General features: G+C 62.5%; 17 protein-coding genes and 1 riboswitch. Of the genes, 2 read left to right on the forward strand and 15 right to left on the reverse strand.

Annotated elements, in window-relative coordinates:
• Positions 1 to 17 precede the first annotated feature (17 nt).
• From modC to moaA, 15 genes are all read right to left on the reverse strand, one after another.
• Positions 18 to 1094, reverse strand: a complete 1077-nt coding sequence (modC, locus tag QLG02_RS19225; protein ID WP_282465916.1) for a molybdenum ABC transporter ATP-binding protein — start codon at positions 1092 to 1094, stop codon at positions 18 to 20.
• A complete protein-coding gene (gene modB / locus QLG02_RS19230; RefSeq protein ID WP_203092068.1) occupies positions 1091 to 1771 on the reverse strand; it encodes a molybdate ABC transporter permease subunit in 681 nt (226 codons plus the stop codon). Before modB ends, modC begins: the two co-directional genes overlap by 4 nt.
• Before the next feature lie 223 nt (positions 1772 to 1994).
• Positions 1995 to 2723 carry a molybdate ABC transporter substrate-binding protein gene (modA, locus tag QLG02_RS19235; protein WP_282465917.1) on the reverse strand — a complete coding sequence of 243 codons (729 nt, stop codon included), beginning with the start codon at positions 2721 to 2723 and terminating at the stop codon, positions 1995 to 1997.
• 103 nt (positions 2724 to 2826) lie between these two features.
• Complete coding sequence (moaE, locus tag QLG02_RS19240) at positions 2827 to 3300, reverse strand: molybdopterin synthase catalytic subunit MoaE (RefSeq protein WP_043118877.1); 474 nt, start codon at positions 3298 to 3300, stop codon at positions 2827 to 2829.
• 2 nt (positions 3301 to 3302) lie between these two features.
• Positions 3303 to 3548, reverse strand: a complete 246-nt coding sequence (moaD, locus tag QLG02_RS19245) for a molybdopterin synthase sulfur carrier subunit (RefSeq protein ID WP_016350256.1) — start codon at positions 3546 to 3548, stop codon at positions 3303 to 3305.
• Positions 3545 to 4069 (reverse strand): cyclic pyranopterin monophosphate synthase MoaC, encoded by a 525-nt coding sequence (gene moaC, locus QLG02_RS19250; protein ID WP_016350255.1) that lies wholly within the window; start codon positions 4067 to 4069, stop codon positions 3545 to 3547. The genes moaD and moaC overlap by 4 nt, the downstream gene beginning before the upstream one ends.
• Positions 4070 to 4078: 9 nt before the next feature.
• The gene (moaB, locus tag QLG02_RS19255) at positions 4079 to 4585 is read right to left on the reverse strand and encodes a molybdenum cofactor biosynthesis protein B (RefSeq protein ID WP_011705486.1); all 507 of its coding nucleotides are present in this window, start codon (positions 4583 to 4585) and stop codon (positions 4079 to 4081) included.
• A gap of 262 nt (positions 4586 to 4847) precedes the next feature.
• Positions 4848 to 5438 carry a cytochrome c3 family protein gene (locus QLG02_RS19260; protein WP_011705485.1) on the reverse strand — a complete coding sequence of 197 codons (591 nt, stop codon included), beginning with the start codon at positions 5436 to 5438 and terminating at the stop codon, positions 4848 to 4850.
• 11 nt (positions 5439 to 5449) lie between these two features.
• Entirely contained in the window at positions 5450 to 5905 is a 456-nt protein-coding gene (locus QLG02_RS19265) for a nitrate reductase cytochrome c-type subunit (RefSeq protein WP_005299342.1), read from the reverse strand.
• Entirely contained in the window at positions 5905 to 6780 is an 876-nt protein-coding gene (napH, locus tag QLG02_RS19270) for a quinol dehydrogenase ferredoxin subunit NapH (RefSeq protein ID WP_011705483.1), read from the reverse strand. The genes QLG02_RS19265 and napH overlap by 1 nt, the downstream gene beginning before the upstream one ends.
• The gene (napG, locus tag QLG02_RS19275) at positions 6777 to 7511 is read right to left on the reverse strand and encodes a ferredoxin-type protein NapG (RefSeq protein ID WP_282465918.1); all 735 of its coding nucleotides are present in this window, start codon (positions 7509 to 7511) and stop codon (positions 6777 to 6779) included. Before napG ends, napH begins: the two co-directional genes overlap by 4 nt.
• A 16-nt stretch (positions 7512 to 7527) precedes the next feature.
• Complete coding sequence (gene napA, locus QLG02_RS19280; RefSeq protein WP_282465919.1) at positions 7528 to 10017, reverse strand: nitrate reductase catalytic subunit NapA; 2490 nt, start codon at positions 10015 to 10017, stop codon at positions 7528 to 7530.
• A 148-nt stretch (positions 10018 to 10165) separates the two neighbouring features.
• Positions 10166 to 10429 (reverse strand): chaperone NapD, encoded by a 264-nt coding sequence (locus tag QLG02_RS19285; protein ID WP_024943776.1) that lies wholly within the window; start codon positions 10427 to 10429, stop codon positions 10166 to 10168.
• A 13-nt stretch (positions 10430 to 10442) separates the two neighbouring features.
• Entirely contained in the window at positions 10443 to 10967 is a 525-nt protein-coding gene (napF, locus tag QLG02_RS19290) for a ferredoxin-type protein NapF (protein ID WP_282465920.1), read from the reverse strand.
• 249 nt (positions 10968 to 11216) lie between these two features.
• On the reverse strand, positions 11217 to 12212 hold the full coding sequence (moaA, locus tag QLG02_RS19295) for a GTP 3',8-cyclase MoaA (RefSeq protein WP_282465921.1): 996 nt from the start codon (positions 12210 to 12212) through the stop codon (positions 11217 to 11219).
• A riboswitch (molybdenum cofactor riboswitch) is annotated at positions 12200 to 12339 on the reverse strand. It overlaps the preceding gene by 13 nt.
• A gap of 79 nt (positions 12340 to 12418) precedes the next feature.
• Between moaA and narQ the strand changes: the two genes are divergently transcribed.
• Entirely contained in the window at positions 12419 to 14131 is a 1713-nt protein-coding gene (gene narQ / locus QLG02_RS19300; protein ID WP_016350249.1) for a nitrate/nitrite two-component system sensor histidine kinase NarQ, read from the forward strand.
• Positions 14131 to 14769, forward strand: a complete 639-nt coding sequence (gene narL, locus QLG02_RS19305; protein WP_011705476.1) for a two-component system response regulator NarL — start codon at positions 14131 to 14133, stop codon at positions 14767 to 14769. The genes narQ and narL overlap by 1 nt, the downstream gene beginning before the upstream one ends.
• The last annotated feature ends 53 nt before the right edge of the window (positions 14770 to 14822 follow it).

Raw genomic sequence — 14822 nt, forward strand, 5'->3', positions numbered from 1 at the left:
CCTCTTCTGCAACCTGCTCAACCCTCGCTGACCAGGCTCACCGCCTTGATGTAGGCGTAGATCTGCTGGTTCGGGGCGAGCGCCAGCCGTCTGGCGGAGCGGCTGGTGATCCGGGCCAGCAGTATCTGCTGGCCCAGCGCCAACTGCAACAGGGTCTGACCGGGTCGTACCTCGCATTCGGCCAGCAGTCGGGTGGTGAGGCAGTTGGAGAGGCTGGAGTGTTCGATGGGGGCGGTGGCGATCACCACGTCCCGCCCGGCCACCTTGATCTGCAAGGGGCCGCCATCGTCCGGCACCTGGGTCATGGTGACCCGCAACTGCTGTTCGCCGAGCTGCAGGGTCGCCATCTGCTCGTCGTCATCGTAGTGAGAGAGGGTCGCCGCCAGCATCACCCCGGCGTCGTCGCGACTGGCAAGCGACAAGTCGGTGCGGGCGAAGATCTCGCTCGGCCGACCTTGCGCCTCCACCCGGCCATCCGCCAGCAGCACCAGCTGATCGCACAGCAGGCTCACCTCCTCCATGGCGTGGCTGACAAAGATCATCGGAATGCCGCTCTCCTGCTGCAAGCCCTTGAGCACATGGGCCTGGTGGATGCGGCTGCGCCGGTCCAGCGCAGAAAAAGGCTCATCCAGCAGCAGCAGATCGGGCTCGGCCAACAGGGCCCGGGCCAATGCCACCCGCTGGCGCTGGCCGCCAGAGAGGCCGTGGGCCGGCTGGGGCAGCAGTTCGGCAAAGCCGAGCCGGGTCGCCAGCGCCTCGGGTTGCCAGCGCCCTCGCCCCTTGCGGGCCGCCAGTTGCAGGTTGCCGAGCACGCTCAGATGGGGGAAAAGACGCGAATCCTGAAACACCAGCCCGATGCGGCGCGCCTCGGGCAGCAGTTCGCTCAGCGCCCTGCCCTGCCAGTTCAGCTTGTCGCCCGGCGCCCTGTCCAGCCCGGCGATGATGCGCAGCAGGCTGCTCTTGCCGCAGCCGGAGGGGCCAAACAGACCGAGAATGCCCCCCAGCTCCAGCGCCAGTTCACAGTCGAGGGTAAAGGCGCCAAACGCCCGCTTCGCCTTGAGCAGCAAAGGTTGCGCCTTGCGGGTGTCGCTCATCCGAACAGCCTCCGTTGCCGGCGCTGCAGCACGCCATACACCAGCACCAGCATCACCAGCGAGAAGCCCATCAGGCCGCCCGCCAGCAGGTGGGCATTTTGATAGTCCATCGTCTCCACGTGATCAAACAGGGCGATGGAGAGTACCTGGGTTTCGCCCGGGATGTTGCCGCCAATCATCAGCACCACCCCGAACTCCCCCAGGGTGTGGGCAAAACCGAGCGCCGCCGCCATCACGAAGCTGGGCAGCGTCATCGGCAAGATGATGTGAAAGAAGCGCTCCACCGGTCCGAGCCCCAGGGTGGCGGCGGCCTCCAGCTCCTTGTTGCCCATGTTGACGAAGGCGGAGGTGAGCGGCTGCACCACGAAAGGGAGCGAGTAGAGGATGGAAGCGAGCAGCAGGCCGGTAAAACTGAACGCCAGCGGCGCCCCGAAGGTGTCGCGCCACCAGGCACCCAGGCCGTAGGAGGGGGAGAAGGCGAGCAGCAGATAGAAACCGAGCACCGTTGGCGGCAGCACCAGCGGCAGCGCCACCAGGGCCTCCACCACGGGTCTGAGCCTGTGCTGGCTGCGCGACAGCCACCAGGCCAACGGCGGTGAGAGCAGCAGCAGGATGGCGGTGGTGCTGGCTGCCAGCTTCAGGGTGAGCCAGACCGCCAGCAGATCCCCTTCACTCATCGAACTCACTCCCAACGGCAGCTCCAGCACCAGACACGGCGAATGAGCCGCACTCCCGGTAGCGCTGATCCCGAGTTAGACGAGTCATTGCCAGCAGATCTCTTTCAATACTCATCGCCCACCTCCCGGGTGAATTCGGGCAACGGCATGGTGCGCATCCTTATCGCAAAAGTGGGCCGACCCGAGGGTCGGCCACTCATCAGGCAGGTGTGTAGTTGCACCATCAGTGGGGCAGCGCATAGCCCGCAGCCTTGATCTGTGCCTGACCCGGCCCCTTGAGCCAGGCCACCAGCGCCTCGACCGCCGCCCCTTTCTTCAATACCAGACCCTGCTGCTCGATGGGCGGATAGAAGTCGGCCGGCACGGCCCAGGCTTCACCGGTCTTGCCCGCTTCCACCAGGTTGGCCCAGGCGACGAAGCCCAGTTCGGCGTTGCCGGTGTCGACAAACTGCCAGGTCTGGCCGATGTTGGTGCCGGTCAGCAGGCGGTACTGCTTGGGATCGATCTTGAGATGGTCGAGGGTCGCCATGGCAGCGGTACCGTAGGGAGCGGTTTTCGGGTTGGCAATGGCAAGGTTGCCCTTCCAGCTACGCAGGGTTGCCTCGTCAGGAGCAGGCCCGCCCTTCTGCCACAGACCCAGCTGGCCGATGGCGTAGGTGAAACGCTCGCTCCCCTTGCCCTCCTGCTCCAGCTTCTGCGGGGTTTTCACGTCGGCGGAGAGGAAGAGATCAAACGGCGCGCCGTGGCTGATCTGGGTGTAGAGCACCCCGGTCGCGGCAGAGGAGATGGCCAGGGTGTGGCCGGTCTTGGCGGTGAACTCCTTGCCGATGCGCTCTATGGTGCCCTTGAAGTTGGCGGCCACGGCCACCTTGACCTCATCGGCCTGCACGGCACCTGCCTGCAGCGCACTGGCGTAGACCCCGGCGATGACAACGGATAACAGCGGTTTCATTCCTTTACCTCCTGATTGGGGCCGCTTTTATGTATCCCCAGCCAAGGGGGCGGCCCCGAAAACAGGGGCCGCGGCTCCCGATGAGCCTGCCCCCTTGAACAGGTCAAGCTTGCCAGCGGGCGGCGGCAGTGTTGTCGCTCTCCTTGGCCTCGACCCAGCGTTGTACCCCTTCGGCGGTCAGCTCTTTTTTCCAGAACGGCGCCCGGGTTTTCAAGAAATCCATGATGAAGTGGCAGGCCTCGAAGGCTGCCTCGCGGTGGGCACTGCTCACCACCACCAGCACGATCTGATCGCCGAGCAGCAGCTCGCCGATGCGGTGGATCAGGGTGCACTCCTGCAGCGGCCAGCGGCTGCGGGCCTCGGCCACTATGTTCGTCAGCGCCTTCTCGGTCATGCCGGGGTAGTGCTCGAGGGCCAGCCCCTTCACCTGCTCCCCCTGATTGAAGTCGCGTACCTTGCCGACAAAGCTGACCACGGCGCCGGTATCCTGCCGAGCGGCGAGGCGGGCATATTCGTCGGCCAGCGAGAAGTCATCCCGCTGCACCAGAATGCGATCGGTCATGGTTGCCTCGCTCATCCTTAACCTCCGGTCACCGGCGGGAAGAAGGCGACCTCATCGCCGTCATGGAGAGGCGTGTCGAGCGGCACCAGGGTCTGGTTGACCGCCACCAGCAGCTTGCCAGCCTCCAGCGCCAGCGCCCACTTGTCGCCGCGCTCGCTCAAGGCGCTGCGCAACTGCTCGGCAGTCGCGTAGTCGCACGGCAGGCTCAGCTCGTCGCAGGCCACCAGCTCTCTTACCTGGGCAAAAAAGAGTACCTTGATCATGCTTGCTCTCCGTCAGTCACACCCAGCTGAAAATGGCCGGATTTGCCGCCCTTTTTCTCCACCAGCCGCACCTGTTCGATCACCATGTCCTTTTGCACCGCCTTGCACATGTCATAGATGGTCAGCGCCGCCACCGAGGCGGCGGTCAGTGCCTCCATCTCGACCCCGGTCTTGCCGGCCAGCTTGCAGAGGGTGCGAATGTGGACCCTATTTTGCTCCGCCTGGGGTTCTATCTCTACCTCCACCCGGGTAAGGGCCAGTGGATGGCAGAGGGGAATGAGATCCGAGGTCTTCTTGGCCGCCATGATGCCGGCAATACGGGCAGTGGCAAACACGTCCCCCTTGTGGTGCTGACCGCTCAGGATCAGGGCCAGGGTCGCGGGGGCCATGGCGACAAACGCCTCGGCGCGAGCCTCACGCTCGGTCACCTGCTTGTCGGTCACATCCACCATGTGGGCTTCGCCGCTCTGGTTGAGATGGGTCAGATTGGGCTGAGTCTGCTTGGGTTCAGTCGGGTTCATCACAGGCCCTCAAAGATGGGAGACAAAGTTGCACGGCTTGGTGCGGGCATCGAGCTGGTCTTGTACAAGCTTCTCCCAACCCAGCTGGCAAGCGCCGGGGGAGCCCGGCAGACAGCAGATCAGGGTGCGATTGGCGAGCCCCGCCAGCGCGCGGCTCTGCATGGCGGAGCCCTTGATTTCGGCAAAGGAGAGCTGGCGGAACAGTTCGCCAAAGCCCTGCACGGTGCGCTCGAACAGCACGCCGACCGCCTCGGGCACCCGGTTCTGTTCGTTGAAGCCGGTGCCGCCGTTGATGAGCACTACCTGTACCCCTTCATCGGCGATCCAGTCGCTCACCTGAGCGCGGATCCGAAACAGATTGTCGGGGCAGAGCGCCCGGTCGGCCAGCACGTGGCCGGCATCGGTCAGGGCAGAAACCAGATAGTCGCCCGCGCTGTCATCGGCGGCGGTACGGCTGTCGGAGACCGTCAGCACGGCGATCTTGAGGGGAATGAATGCGTTGTTTTTCTGTCCCATGGGCAGCTCCTGATGGCAAAGGACCGTGAGCAAAGAGAAGAAAAGTGGCCAGGATCCCGGCTGGCAGCGCTCGATTGCGAGGAGAGGCTCGTGTCCGTCAGGACCAAACCTTGACCAGTCGGTCACGCGCTGCGACTCACGGCGGGCCGATTCTACCAAAACTCGCGCCAGAGGGGGGATTAAAAGGGCGCACGGCGGCGCTTTTGCCCTGACCGGGCGGAATATGAACAGGCCGGGCGAACCCGGCCTGCATCAGGTGGGCTTAGAAGCCCTTCACGCCCGTCATGTCGGGCAGCTGGTGAGCGATACCCTTGTGACAGTCGATACAGGTGCTCTCGCCGCTGGCCAGACTGGTGGAGTGCATCTGGGCACCCCGCTTGCCTTGCAGGGAGAAGTCCATGTATTCGAAGTTATGGCAGTTGCGACACTCCCTCGAATCCGTGTCCTTCATCCGCTTCCACTCCCGCTCGGCCATCTCGCGCCGGTGCGATTCGAACTTCTCGCGGGTATCCACCTTGCCGGTCAGCATGCCCCACAGCTCCTTGGACGCCTGCACCTTGCGAATGATCTTGTAGGTCCATTCATGCGGCACGTGGCAGTCCGGGCAGCTGGCGCGCACGCCAGAACGGTTGGCGTAGTGGATGGTGTCGCGGTACTCCACGAACACGTTGTCCTTCATCTCGTGGCAACCGGTACAGAACTTCTCGGTGTTGGAGGCTTCCATGGCGGTGTTGAAACCACCCCAGAAGATGACCCCGCCGAAGAATCCCATCAACAGCAGCACCCAGAGGGCGGCCTTCGAGGGAGACTTGAAGGTGGTCCACAGACGCTGCACAAAACCGGGTAATTTCATCTATGGGCTCCTCAGTTCAGCGCTTCAACTGGTTTAAACGTGTTTTCCACCAGCGGCTTGGCATCCGCTTGCGGCACGTGGCACTGCAGGCAGAAGTAGCGACGCGGCGAGACCTCGCCCAGGGTCATGCCGTCACGGGTCTCGAAGTGAGTCGGGCTGATCTTGGGGGCCTTCATGGCGCTGGCGTTCTTGAAGCTGTGACAGGCCAGGCACTTGTTGACCTTGTTGTCCACTTCATAGTTGCGGGTGTCGTGGGGGATCAGCGGGGGCTGATGCATGTACTGACGATCGTAGAGGTCACCATCCTTGCGAAAGTTCTTCATGGGAGCCGCATCGGCATCCGTCACCAGATCCGTGCTCCCCCGCTCCGATTTGATGCCCCCCGTGCTGTTGGTGATCTCGGGGACTGCCGCCATCAAGGAACCTGCCATCAGACAGGCCAGCATTGCTCCAATCAGCTTCTTCATTATGTGTTCTCCGACGTTTTCTCTGCCTTGACGGCAAAACCTACAGTGATTTCAAAAACTTGCTCCGCGCAGACATCGATGCAACGGCCGCAGTTGGTACACTCCTGAGCCACAATCAAGGGCCCGTGACCACGCTTGGCACCGTGAACGGGGCCGCGCAGGATGGGACGTTCCGGGCAGACTGCATAACAATCCATGCAGTTGCTGCACCGCTCGCGCCCCTTGGCAGAAATCTTGATGAACCCGACCCGGTTGACCAGGGCATAGAAGGCCCCCACCGGACAGAGGTGACCGCACCAGCCCCGCTCCACCACAAAGAGGTCGAACAGGAACAGCACCGCCAGCAAGGCCCAGCCCGCCCCCATGCCAAACAACAGGCCGCGCAGGGTGAGCGACACCGGATTGACCAGCTCCCACACCAGCACGCCAGCGATAGCCGGTGCCACCAGCACCATGGCCAGCAGCCAGTAGCGGGTGGTGCGGCTGAACTGACCGTTGCCCTTGAGGCCAAGACGACCCCGCAACCAAGCGGCGGCATCGGTGACCAGGTTGACCGGACAGACCCAGGAGCAGAACACCCGCCCCCCGACCAGCCAGTAACCCAGCAGCACGATGACAGCCCCCAGCCAGAGGGTGGGGATGGGCCAATGGCCCGCCGCCAACGACTGCAGCAGGGTCAGCGGATCCGTGAGCGGCACCGTCTCCAGCAGCAGCGAGCTGGAGAGATTGCCCTTGAGGATCCAGATGCCCGCCAGCGGCCCCAGCAGGAACAGCGTGAGCACACCGAACTGGCAGAGCCGGCGCAGCAGCAGGAAGCGGTGTGACCGCCACCAGCCCAGCCTGGCCGTAGCCTCGGCTCCCGGATAACGACTCATAGCCCCTCCGGTTTGCGGGTCGGCAGGGTGAGCCTGTCGCCGATGAGCGATTTGCCCGCCTTCGCCTTCTCTTCCCAGCCGAGCCGGTAGTGGTGGCCAATCTCCCCCTTGGCGAGCTGGCGAGGCACCACCTTGATGGCCGCCTCCTCCAGCACGCAGGCATGCTCGCACTTGCCGCAACCGGTGCAGACATCGCTGTGCACCGTGGGCAGGAACATGGCGTGCTTGCCAGTGCGCTGGTTGTGCTGCAGCTCCAGGGTGATCGCCTTGTCGATCAGCGGACAGACCCGGTAGCAGACGTCGCAGCGCAGCCCCAGGTAGTTGAGGCAGGTCTCGTGATCGATGAGCACTGCCACTCCCATCCGCGCCTGATCGATGTCGGTCATGATCTGATCCAGCGCCCCGCTCGGGCAGGCCACCACGCAGGGGATGTCTTCACACATCTCGCACGGGACGGCGCGCGCCTTGAAGTAAGGGGTGCCGGTGGTCACGGGCTCAAACAGCCGAGCGAGCTTGAGAGTGTCGTAGGGGCAGGCCTCGACGCAGAGTCCACAGCGCACGCAAGCGCCGAGGAACTCAGCCTCGTCGAGGGCAGCCGGCGGGCGCAGCGCCTGGGCAGGCACAGCCTGCACCTGCTGGCGCGCCATGCCGCCGAGCCCCACGCCAAGCAGGCCCACACCGCAGGCCCCCTTGGCCATGTCGGCCAGAAACTGGCGCCGACTACGACTCATCTCGCGCTCCCCCGCCTTATGCCTTGACGACCTTGACGGCGCACTTCTTGTAATCCGTCTCTTTGGAGAGCGGATCGGTGGCGTCCAGGGTCAGCTTGTTGACCAGCTGGCTCGCGTCGAAGAAGGGCATGAACACCAGTCCCTTGGGCGGACGGTTGCGGCCGCGGGTCTCGACCCGGGTCTTCACCTCGCCCCGGCGGGAGGAGACGATCACCTCTTCACCACGGCGCACGCCACGGGCCTTGGCATCTTCCGGGTGCATGAACAGCACCGCATCCGGGAAGGCGCGATAGAGCTCGGGGACCCGACGGGTCATGGTGCCGGTGTGCCAATGCTCCAGCACGCGACCGGTGGAGAGCCACATGTCGTACTCTTTGTCCGGAGCTTCGGCGGCCGGCTCATAGGGCAGCGCGAAGATCACCGCCTTGCCGTCGGGTTTGCCGTAGAAACGCACCCCTTCGCCCGCTTTCACATAAGGGTCGAACCCTTCGCGGTAGCGCCACAGGGTCTCCTTGCCGTCCACCACCGGCCAGCGCAGGCCGCGGGCTTCGTGATACTGATCGAACGGCGCCAGATCGTGGCCATGGCCGCGACCGAAGGTGGCGTACTCTTCGAACAGCCCCTTCTGGACGTAGAAACCAAAGTGCTCGGCCTCGTCGTTCAGGGCCCCCTTGCTCTGCTCTTTCGGGAACTGGTTGACCTGGCCGTTGGCATAGAGCACGTCGAACAGGGTCTTGCCCTTCACTTCCGGCATCTTGGCGATGAGTTCCGCCGGCCACACCTCTTCCACCTTGAAGCGCTTGGAGAACTCCATCAGCTGCCACAGGTCGGACTTGGCCCCTTCCGGCGGCTTGACCTGCTGGTGCCAGAACTGGGTACGGCGCTCGGCGTTGCCGTAGGCCCCCTCTTTCTCCACCCACATGGCGGTGGGCAGGATGAGGTCAGCCGCCTGGGCGGTTACGGTCGGATAAGGGTCGGACACCACGATGAAGTTGGCCGGGTTGCGATAACCGGGCAGCCCCTCTTCGTTCATGTTCGGGCCGGCTTGCATGTTGTTGTTGCACATCACCCAGTAGGCGTTGAGCTTGCCGTCCTTGAGCATGCGGTTTTGCAGCACGGCGTGATAGCCCACCTGCTCCGGGATGGTGCCTTCCGGCAGCTTCCAGATCTTCTCGGCGATGGCGCGGTGCTTGGGTTCGGTCACCACCATGTCGGCAGGCAGACGGTGGGCGAAGGTACCCACTTCACGGGCGGTACCACAGGCGGAAGGCTGGCCGGTCAGGGAGAACGGACCCGAGCCCGGGGTGGAGATCTTGCCGGTCAGCAGGTGGATGTTGTAGCAGAGGTTGTTGGCCCAGACACCGCGGGTATGCTGGTTGAAGCCCATGGTCCAGTAGGAGACCACCTTCTTGTTCGGATCGGCATAGAGCTGGGCCAGCTTCTCGAGCTTGTCCTTCGGCACGCCGGAGAGCTTGGAAACGGACTCCAGATCATAATCCGCCACGAACTTGGCGAAGTCGTCGAAGCTCATCGGGGTGGAGTCACCGCTGTCCGGGTTCTTGGCCTTCTGCTGCAGCGGGTTGGTGGGACGCAGGCCGTAGCCGATGTCGGTCACCCCTTTGCGGAACTGGGTGTGCTTGTTGACGAACTCCCAGTTCACCTTGTCATTCTGGATGATGTAGTTGGCGATGTAGTTGAGGATCGCCAAATCGGTCTGTGGGGTGAACACCATGCCGTTGTCTGCCAGCTCGAAGCTGCGGTGCTCGAAGGTGGAGAGCACGTGCACCTGCACATCCTGGTGAGACAGACGGCGATCGGAGATGCGCGACCAGAGGATGGGGTGCATCTCGGCCATGTTGGAGCCCCACAGCACGAAGGCGTCGGCCTGCTCGATGTCGTCGTAGCAGCCCATGGGTTCATCCATGCCGAAGGTACGCATGAAGCCCACGACCGCGGAAGCCATGCAGTGACGGGCATTGGGATCCAGGTTGTTGGTACGCAGACCCGCCTTCATCAGCTTGGCGGCGGCATAGCCTTCCCATACGGTCCACTGGCCGGAGCCGAACATGCCGACGGCGGTCGGTCCCTTCTCTTTCAGGGTGGCCTTGAACTTCTCGGCCATGATGTCGAACGCCTGATCCCAGCTGATGGGAGCGAAGTTGCCGTTCTTGTCGAACTTGCCGTCCGTCATGCGCAGCATGGGCTGGGTCAGCCTGTCCTGGCCGTACATGATCTTGGACAGGAAGTAACCCTTGATGCAGTTAAGACCGCGGTTGACCGGTGCATCGGGATCGCCCTGGGTCGCCACGACGCGCCCATTCTGGGAACCCACCAGCACGGAACAGCCGGTACCGCAGAAACGGCACGGTGCCTTGTCCCAGGTGATGGCGGTCTTGTCGGTACTGGTGATCAGATTGGCCGCCAGCGTGGGGGCACTGACACCAGCAACGGCAGCGGCTGCCGCCACCGCGTTGGCCTTCATAAAGTCGCGTCGACTCAGCTTCATGGCATATCCTCACATTGCTTATCGCGTAAGTTGTCGAGTGTATCGAACTGGTTTTGGCTCAGGGCGGCGAACTCGTACCCCGGCATCGCTTTATCTTTGCATCCATGGCGGCCATTACGATGAGTCACGCAGGCTCGGCCTCATGGCGCTACTCCTTGCACTGGGCCTCGAGCTCATCAAACTGGTGGTAAATCAGGGCGGCGGACAATACGCCCGGCATCGCATTGATGGCGTCGATGGCCGCCATGATGGGACGCTGGCTCGGACCTTCCAGGGTCACCACCAGCTTGCCCTCATCACTGACGGCATGGATCTCGGCCCCCTCGAGGGTCGCGATCTCGTCTGCGAGCTGGTGACGCAAGGAGGGCTGGGTCAGCACCACCAGGCTCGATACATGGAACTCTTGTTTCATTGTGACTCCTGCTTCACACAGATCCTGCTTCATCTGGACTCCTCGCCAGCGGGTGTCCCACCCGGATGCTGCCCACCGGACAATCCATCACGCAGGCACCGCAACCGGTGCAGGCTGCCGCATCAATGCTGGGGGTCGGCACCCGGCCCAGCACGGGGGAGAAACGAATCGCCCTGGGTTCGCAGCTGTCCTGGCAGCGCTGGCAGAATACCTGGCCATGGGCCAGACAGTTGGCTTCAATATGGGCGATGTATTGCCAGGGGGCCTCCGTGGTCGGGCGAAATATCGGCACTTTGCAAGCGGCGACACATTCCCCGCAAAAAGTGCACTCGCCGCGCAGAAAATCCACGCTCGGAAAACCACCATCGCCCTTGATCAGGATCTGCTCCTGGCAAGCCGTGAGGCAGTCACCACAGCGGGTGCAATCGGCGGCAAAATCGGACCAGGCGACGGACCAGGGCAGTTGCACCCGAGGCTCATTCGATGTCAGACGACCCCGAAACAGACTGCGACGCGACAGGTTGACCCCATCCGGCATAACGGCTCCTTGCTGCTGGTAATGGCGCACGAGTGAGTCCCATGACAGGTATTTTCAATACCTATTATAAGAGTGGGTGTATATTGCGGCCCTGACAAGTTCAGGGATATACCACCAGGGAGATAATCAGGGGGGATTCTTGCGCTGGATCAAACCCTTGGCGCAATAAAGAACAATGGGGGCAAGGCAAAATACCCCCATTTGAGGATTGCTTATTAATCGATGGCTATTTTTGTCGGCTGCCGTGGATCAGCCGCCAATGGAGGCCAGATGCGGGGTCATGCCGGCATTGCCTTCGTGCAGTCGATGGGTCGCCGCCTTGCCGGCAAGGGCGCTGCGGATCCGCTGCTGCAATTCATCCTGCTGGCCGTCGACCGTCAACAGATCCCGCAGCTCCACCCCGTGATCGCCGAACAGACAGAGGTGCAGCTTGCCGAGGGAAGAGACCCGCAGCCGGTTGCAACCGGCACAGAAATCCTTGCTGTAGGGCATGATGAGCCCTACCCCGCCCATCGACTCCGGGTGCATGAACACCTGAGCGGGGCCATCGTCGGCACCGCGCAGCTGCTGCAGCCAGCCTGCATCGAGCAGACGCTGCTTGATGAGTGCCCCGCTGGCGTGATGATCGCGAAACAGGGTATCCATCTCACCGGTCTGCATCAGCTCGATGAAGCGCAGCTCGATGGGCTTGTGCCGGATCCAGGCCAGAAACGCATCCAGCTGATGATCGTTGAGTCCCTTGAGCAGCACGGCATTGATCTTGACCGACTTGAAGCCGGCGGCCAGCGCCGCTTCGATGCCATCCATCACCTCCGCCAGCTTGTTCTCACCGGTGATCTGGTGAAACTGGCGCGGATCCAGGCTGTCGACGCTGACGTTGAGGGCGGTCAAACCCGCATCAAACCACTCCTGGGCCCGCTCTTTCAAACGATAACCATTGGTGGTCATGGCCACCTTCTCGATGCCGGGGGTATTGGCCACCGTCTCGATGATGGCGGTGAAGTCCCGGCGCAGGGAGGGCTCCCCGCCGGTCAGACGCACCTTGCGGGTGCCCATGGCGGCAAATCCGGAGACGACGCGGCGGATCTCTTCCAGAGAGAGAAAGGGCTGACGCCCCGCCTTGCCACCGGCCGGTGGGCGGTAACCATCGGGCAGGCAGTAGGTACAGCGAAAATTGCACACGTCGGTGATCGACAGGCGCAAATAGTAGAAACGACGGGAAAAACCATCTTGCAGTGGCGACATAAACACCTTTCCAAATACGGGAGGCCAGGGCATTTCTTTCCTGACCCTTACAGCTCGAACATCGGCTGACGGCGGTTTCCCCCTATCATGAGGACTTAGGCAAAACCGCTCGGAGTTCATCTAGTTTTTCGATGCTAGCACAAGTTGGAGTACACTCCCATGCTACTTTGTGGGGTTATTGTCTGAAGTGAAGGAAGAGAGCCGGCATGGGAAAGTGGTTCAAGGTACATTCGGTCAGCAGCGCCATCGGGCGCTCCATGGTGCTCATTCTGTTCATGGCAAGCCTGATCGCCGTGGTGGCCATGGTGACCCTGTTTTATTCGGTGCCTGACGCCAAGGCGATCAACCTCTCCGGTTCCCTGCGGATGCAGGCCTACCGGATGGCCTACGAGATTGAACAGGGCCAGCAGGTGCTGAGCCGGCTCGATCAGTTCGAGCAGACCCTGCATGCCGCCGAGCTGCAGGAGACCCAGCGCTGGATCACTCCCGCCTCCCTGCGTCGCACCTATGGCGAGGTGCTGCAGCAGTGGCAGGTGATGCGCGAGCACATCGAGAACGCCACCCCGCGGCGCTACACCGACAACACCGAGCAGTTCGTCGCGGCCATCGACGACTTCGTCAACCAGATGCAGTACCACGTGGAGTTCAAGGTGCGCATGCTGGCGCTGGCCGAAGGGCTGGGGCTACTCTCCATCATCACCATCGCCTGGTTCACGGTGCGCTTTACCCGCCAGCAGGTGGTGGCTCCGCTCAACCAGCTGGTCTATTGCGCCCGCCAGATCCAGCGCCAGGAGTTCGACCTGACCCTGCCCCCCCACTGTGAAAACGAGCTGGGGGAGCTGTCGGGGGCTTTCGTCACCATGGCCGACGAACTCGGCAAGCTCTACCGGGAGCTGGAGAGCAAGGTCGAAGAGAAGACCGCCAAGCTGCAGCAGGCCAACGACACCCTCTCCTTCCTCTACAGTACCGCCCAGAAGCTGCACGCGGCACCGCTGAGCCGGCGCACCCTGCTCAAGCTGCTGGAGCGGGCGGCGGCCCACCAGCACATCGACTACATCCGGCTGACCCGCTTCGAGCACAATGCCATGCCGGACTACATCACCGGCCGCAAGGGCTGGCCCGGCGATCTGGATGCCGTGGTCAGCTTCTATCTGCAGATGGACGAGCAGGAGTATGGCCGGCTCGACGTCATCAGCAGCCACCCCATCGACGAGCGGCTGATGAAGAACTTCTCCATGCTGCTGGCTCAGGTCCTACATAAGGATCAGACCCTGCTGCAACACCAGCGCCTGCTGCTGATGGAAGAGCGGGCCGTCATCGCCCGCGAGCTGCACGACTCGCTGGCCCAGGCCCTCTCCTATCTCAAAATCCAGTCCACTCTGCTCAAGCGCTCCTTCGCCAAGGGGGATACGGTCAAAGCCGAAGCCGCCATGCAGCAGATCGACGAGGGGCTTGGCAGCGCCTATACCCAGTTGCGCGAGCTGCTCGGTACCTTCCGTCTCAGCATTGGCGACGCCAACCTCGGTGAAGCCATCAAGGTGATGCTGGAGCAGCTCAAGCCGCAGACCCAGGCCGACATCAGGCTCCATTACGGTCTGGCTGATACCGATCTCGAAGCCGGTCAACACATTCACATCTTGCAGCTGATCCGTGAGGCAGTGCTCAATGCCATCAAACATGCCAGTGCGCAAGTGATTGATGTTAGCTGTGAGACCCTCGCCGATGGTAACATCCAGGTTCAGATTTCAGATGATGGTGTCGGAATAGGGATCGCAAGCTCGGCGGTCAACCACTATGGCCTGAGCATCATGAACGAGCGTGCCAGCAAGCTGCATGGTCTGCTGACCATCAGCGAAAGGCCGCCCAGAGGCACCTGCGTACATCTGACCTTTCCCACCAGCCTAACAAGAGATGCCTGATGGACGAGATGAAATATAGTGTTCTGGTCGTGGATGACCATCCCCTCATGCGCAAAGGGATTGTGCAGCTGCTGGCCCTGGAGGAGAACATCGAAGTCGTCGGTGAAGCTTCCAACGGTACCGATGCCGTCGCCATGGCCAAGGAGTCCGAACCGGATCTGATCCTGCTCGACCTCAACATGAAAGGCCTCTCCGGTCTGGACACCCTCAAAGCGCTGCGCACCGAGGAAGTGACCTCCCGGGTGGTGATCCTGACCGTTTCCGACGCCCGTCAGGACGTAGTGGCGCTGCTCAAGGCCGGCGCCGATGGCTACCTGCTCAAGGATACCGAGCCAGAGATGCTGCTGGCCCAGCTGGCGGACGTGATGACCGGCAAACAGATCCTGAGCGAGCCGCTGCGTCCCTACCTCGAGAACATCTACGAGCTGGATCACCTGCAGCAGAAGCTGGAGAGCTTAACGCGTCGCGAAATGCAAATCCTGCGCGAAATTGCAAAGGGCCTCTCCAACAAACAGGTCGCCTCCGTGCTCCATATTTCCGAAGGCACGGTCAAGGTACACGTCAAGAGCCTGCTCAAGAAGCTCGAGGCGCAAAGCCGCGTGGAAGCTGCTGTCATGTACCTGGAGCAGCGCAACTAAACGCCCTCCCATCGAGCAAAAAGCCACCTTCCGGTGGCTTTTTTCATTCTCTG

This window comes from Aeromonas sp. V90_14 (assembly GCF_029967615.1).
In the GTDB taxonomy this organism is placed as follows: domain Bacteria; phylum Pseudomonadota; class Gammaproteobacteria; order Enterobacterales; family Aeromonadaceae; genus Aeromonas; species Aeromonas hydrophila.

Excerpts from the sequence above, each read along its gene's own strand:
- modC (WP_282465916.1), bottom strand. The coding sequence starts at position 1,094 with ATGAGCGACACCCGCAAGGCGCAACCTTTGCTGCTCAAGGCGAAGCGG.
- modB (WP_203092068.1), bottom strand. The coding sequence starts at position 1,771 with ATGAGTGAAGGGGATCTGCTGGCGGTCTGGCTCACCCTGAAGCTGGCA.
- modA (WP_282465917.1), bottom strand. The coding sequence starts at position 2,723 with ATGAAACCGCTGTTATCCGTTGTCATCGCCGGGGTCTACGCCAGTGCG.
- moaE (WP_043118877.1), bottom strand. The coding sequence starts at position 3,300 with ATGAGCGAGGCAACCATGACCGATCGCATTCTGGTGCAGCGGGATGAC.
- moaD (WP_016350256.1), bottom strand. The coding sequence starts at position 3,548 with ATGATCAAGGTACTCTTTTTTGCCCAGGTAAGAGAGCTGGTGGCCTGC.
- moaC (WP_016350255.1), bottom strand. The coding sequence starts at position 4,069 with ATGAACCCGACTGAACCCAAGCAGACTCAGCCCAATCTGACCCATCTC.
- moaB (WP_011705486.1), bottom strand. The coding sequence starts at position 4,585 with ATGGGACAGAAAAACAACGCATTCATTCCCCTCAAGATCGCCGTGCTG.
- QLG02_RS19260 (WP_011705485.1), bottom strand. The coding sequence starts at position 5,438 with ATGAAATTACCCGGTTTTGTGCAGCGTCTGTGGACCACCTTCAAGTCT.
- QLG02_RS19265 (WP_005299342.1), bottom strand. The coding sequence starts at position 5,905 with ATGAAGAAGCTGATTGGAGCAATGCTGGCCTGTCTGATGGCAGGTTCC.
- napH (WP_011705483.1), bottom strand. The coding sequence starts at position 6,780 with ATGAGTCGTTATCCGGGAGCCGAGGCTACGGCCAGGCTGGGCTGGTGG.
- napG (WP_282465918.1), bottom strand. The coding sequence starts at position 7,511 with ATGAGTCGTAGTCGGCGCCAGTTTCTGGCCGACATGGCCAAGGGGGCC.
- napA (WP_282465919.1), bottom strand. The coding sequence starts at position 10,017 with ATGAAGCTGAGTCGACGCGACTTTATGAAGGCCAACGCGGTGGCGGCA.
- QLG02_RS19285 (WP_024943776.1), bottom strand. The coding sequence starts at position 10,429 with ATGAAACAAGAGTTCCATGTATCGAGCCTGGTGGTGCTGACCCAGCCC.
- napF (WP_282465920.1), bottom strand. The coding sequence starts at position 10,967 with ATGCCGGATGGGGTCAACCTGTCGCGTCGCAGTCTGTTTCGGGGTCGT.
- moaA (WP_282465921.1), bottom strand. The coding sequence starts at position 12,212 with ATGTCGCCACTGCAAGATGGTTTTTCCCGTCGTTTCTACTATTTGCGC.
- narQ (WP_016350249.1), top strand. The coding sequence starts at position 12,419 with ATGGGAAAGTGGTTCAAGGTACATTCGGTCAGCAGCGCCATCGGGCGC.
- narL (WP_011705476.1), top strand. The coding sequence starts at position 14,131 with ATGGACGAGATGAAATATAGTGTTCTGGTCGTGGATGACCATCCCCTC.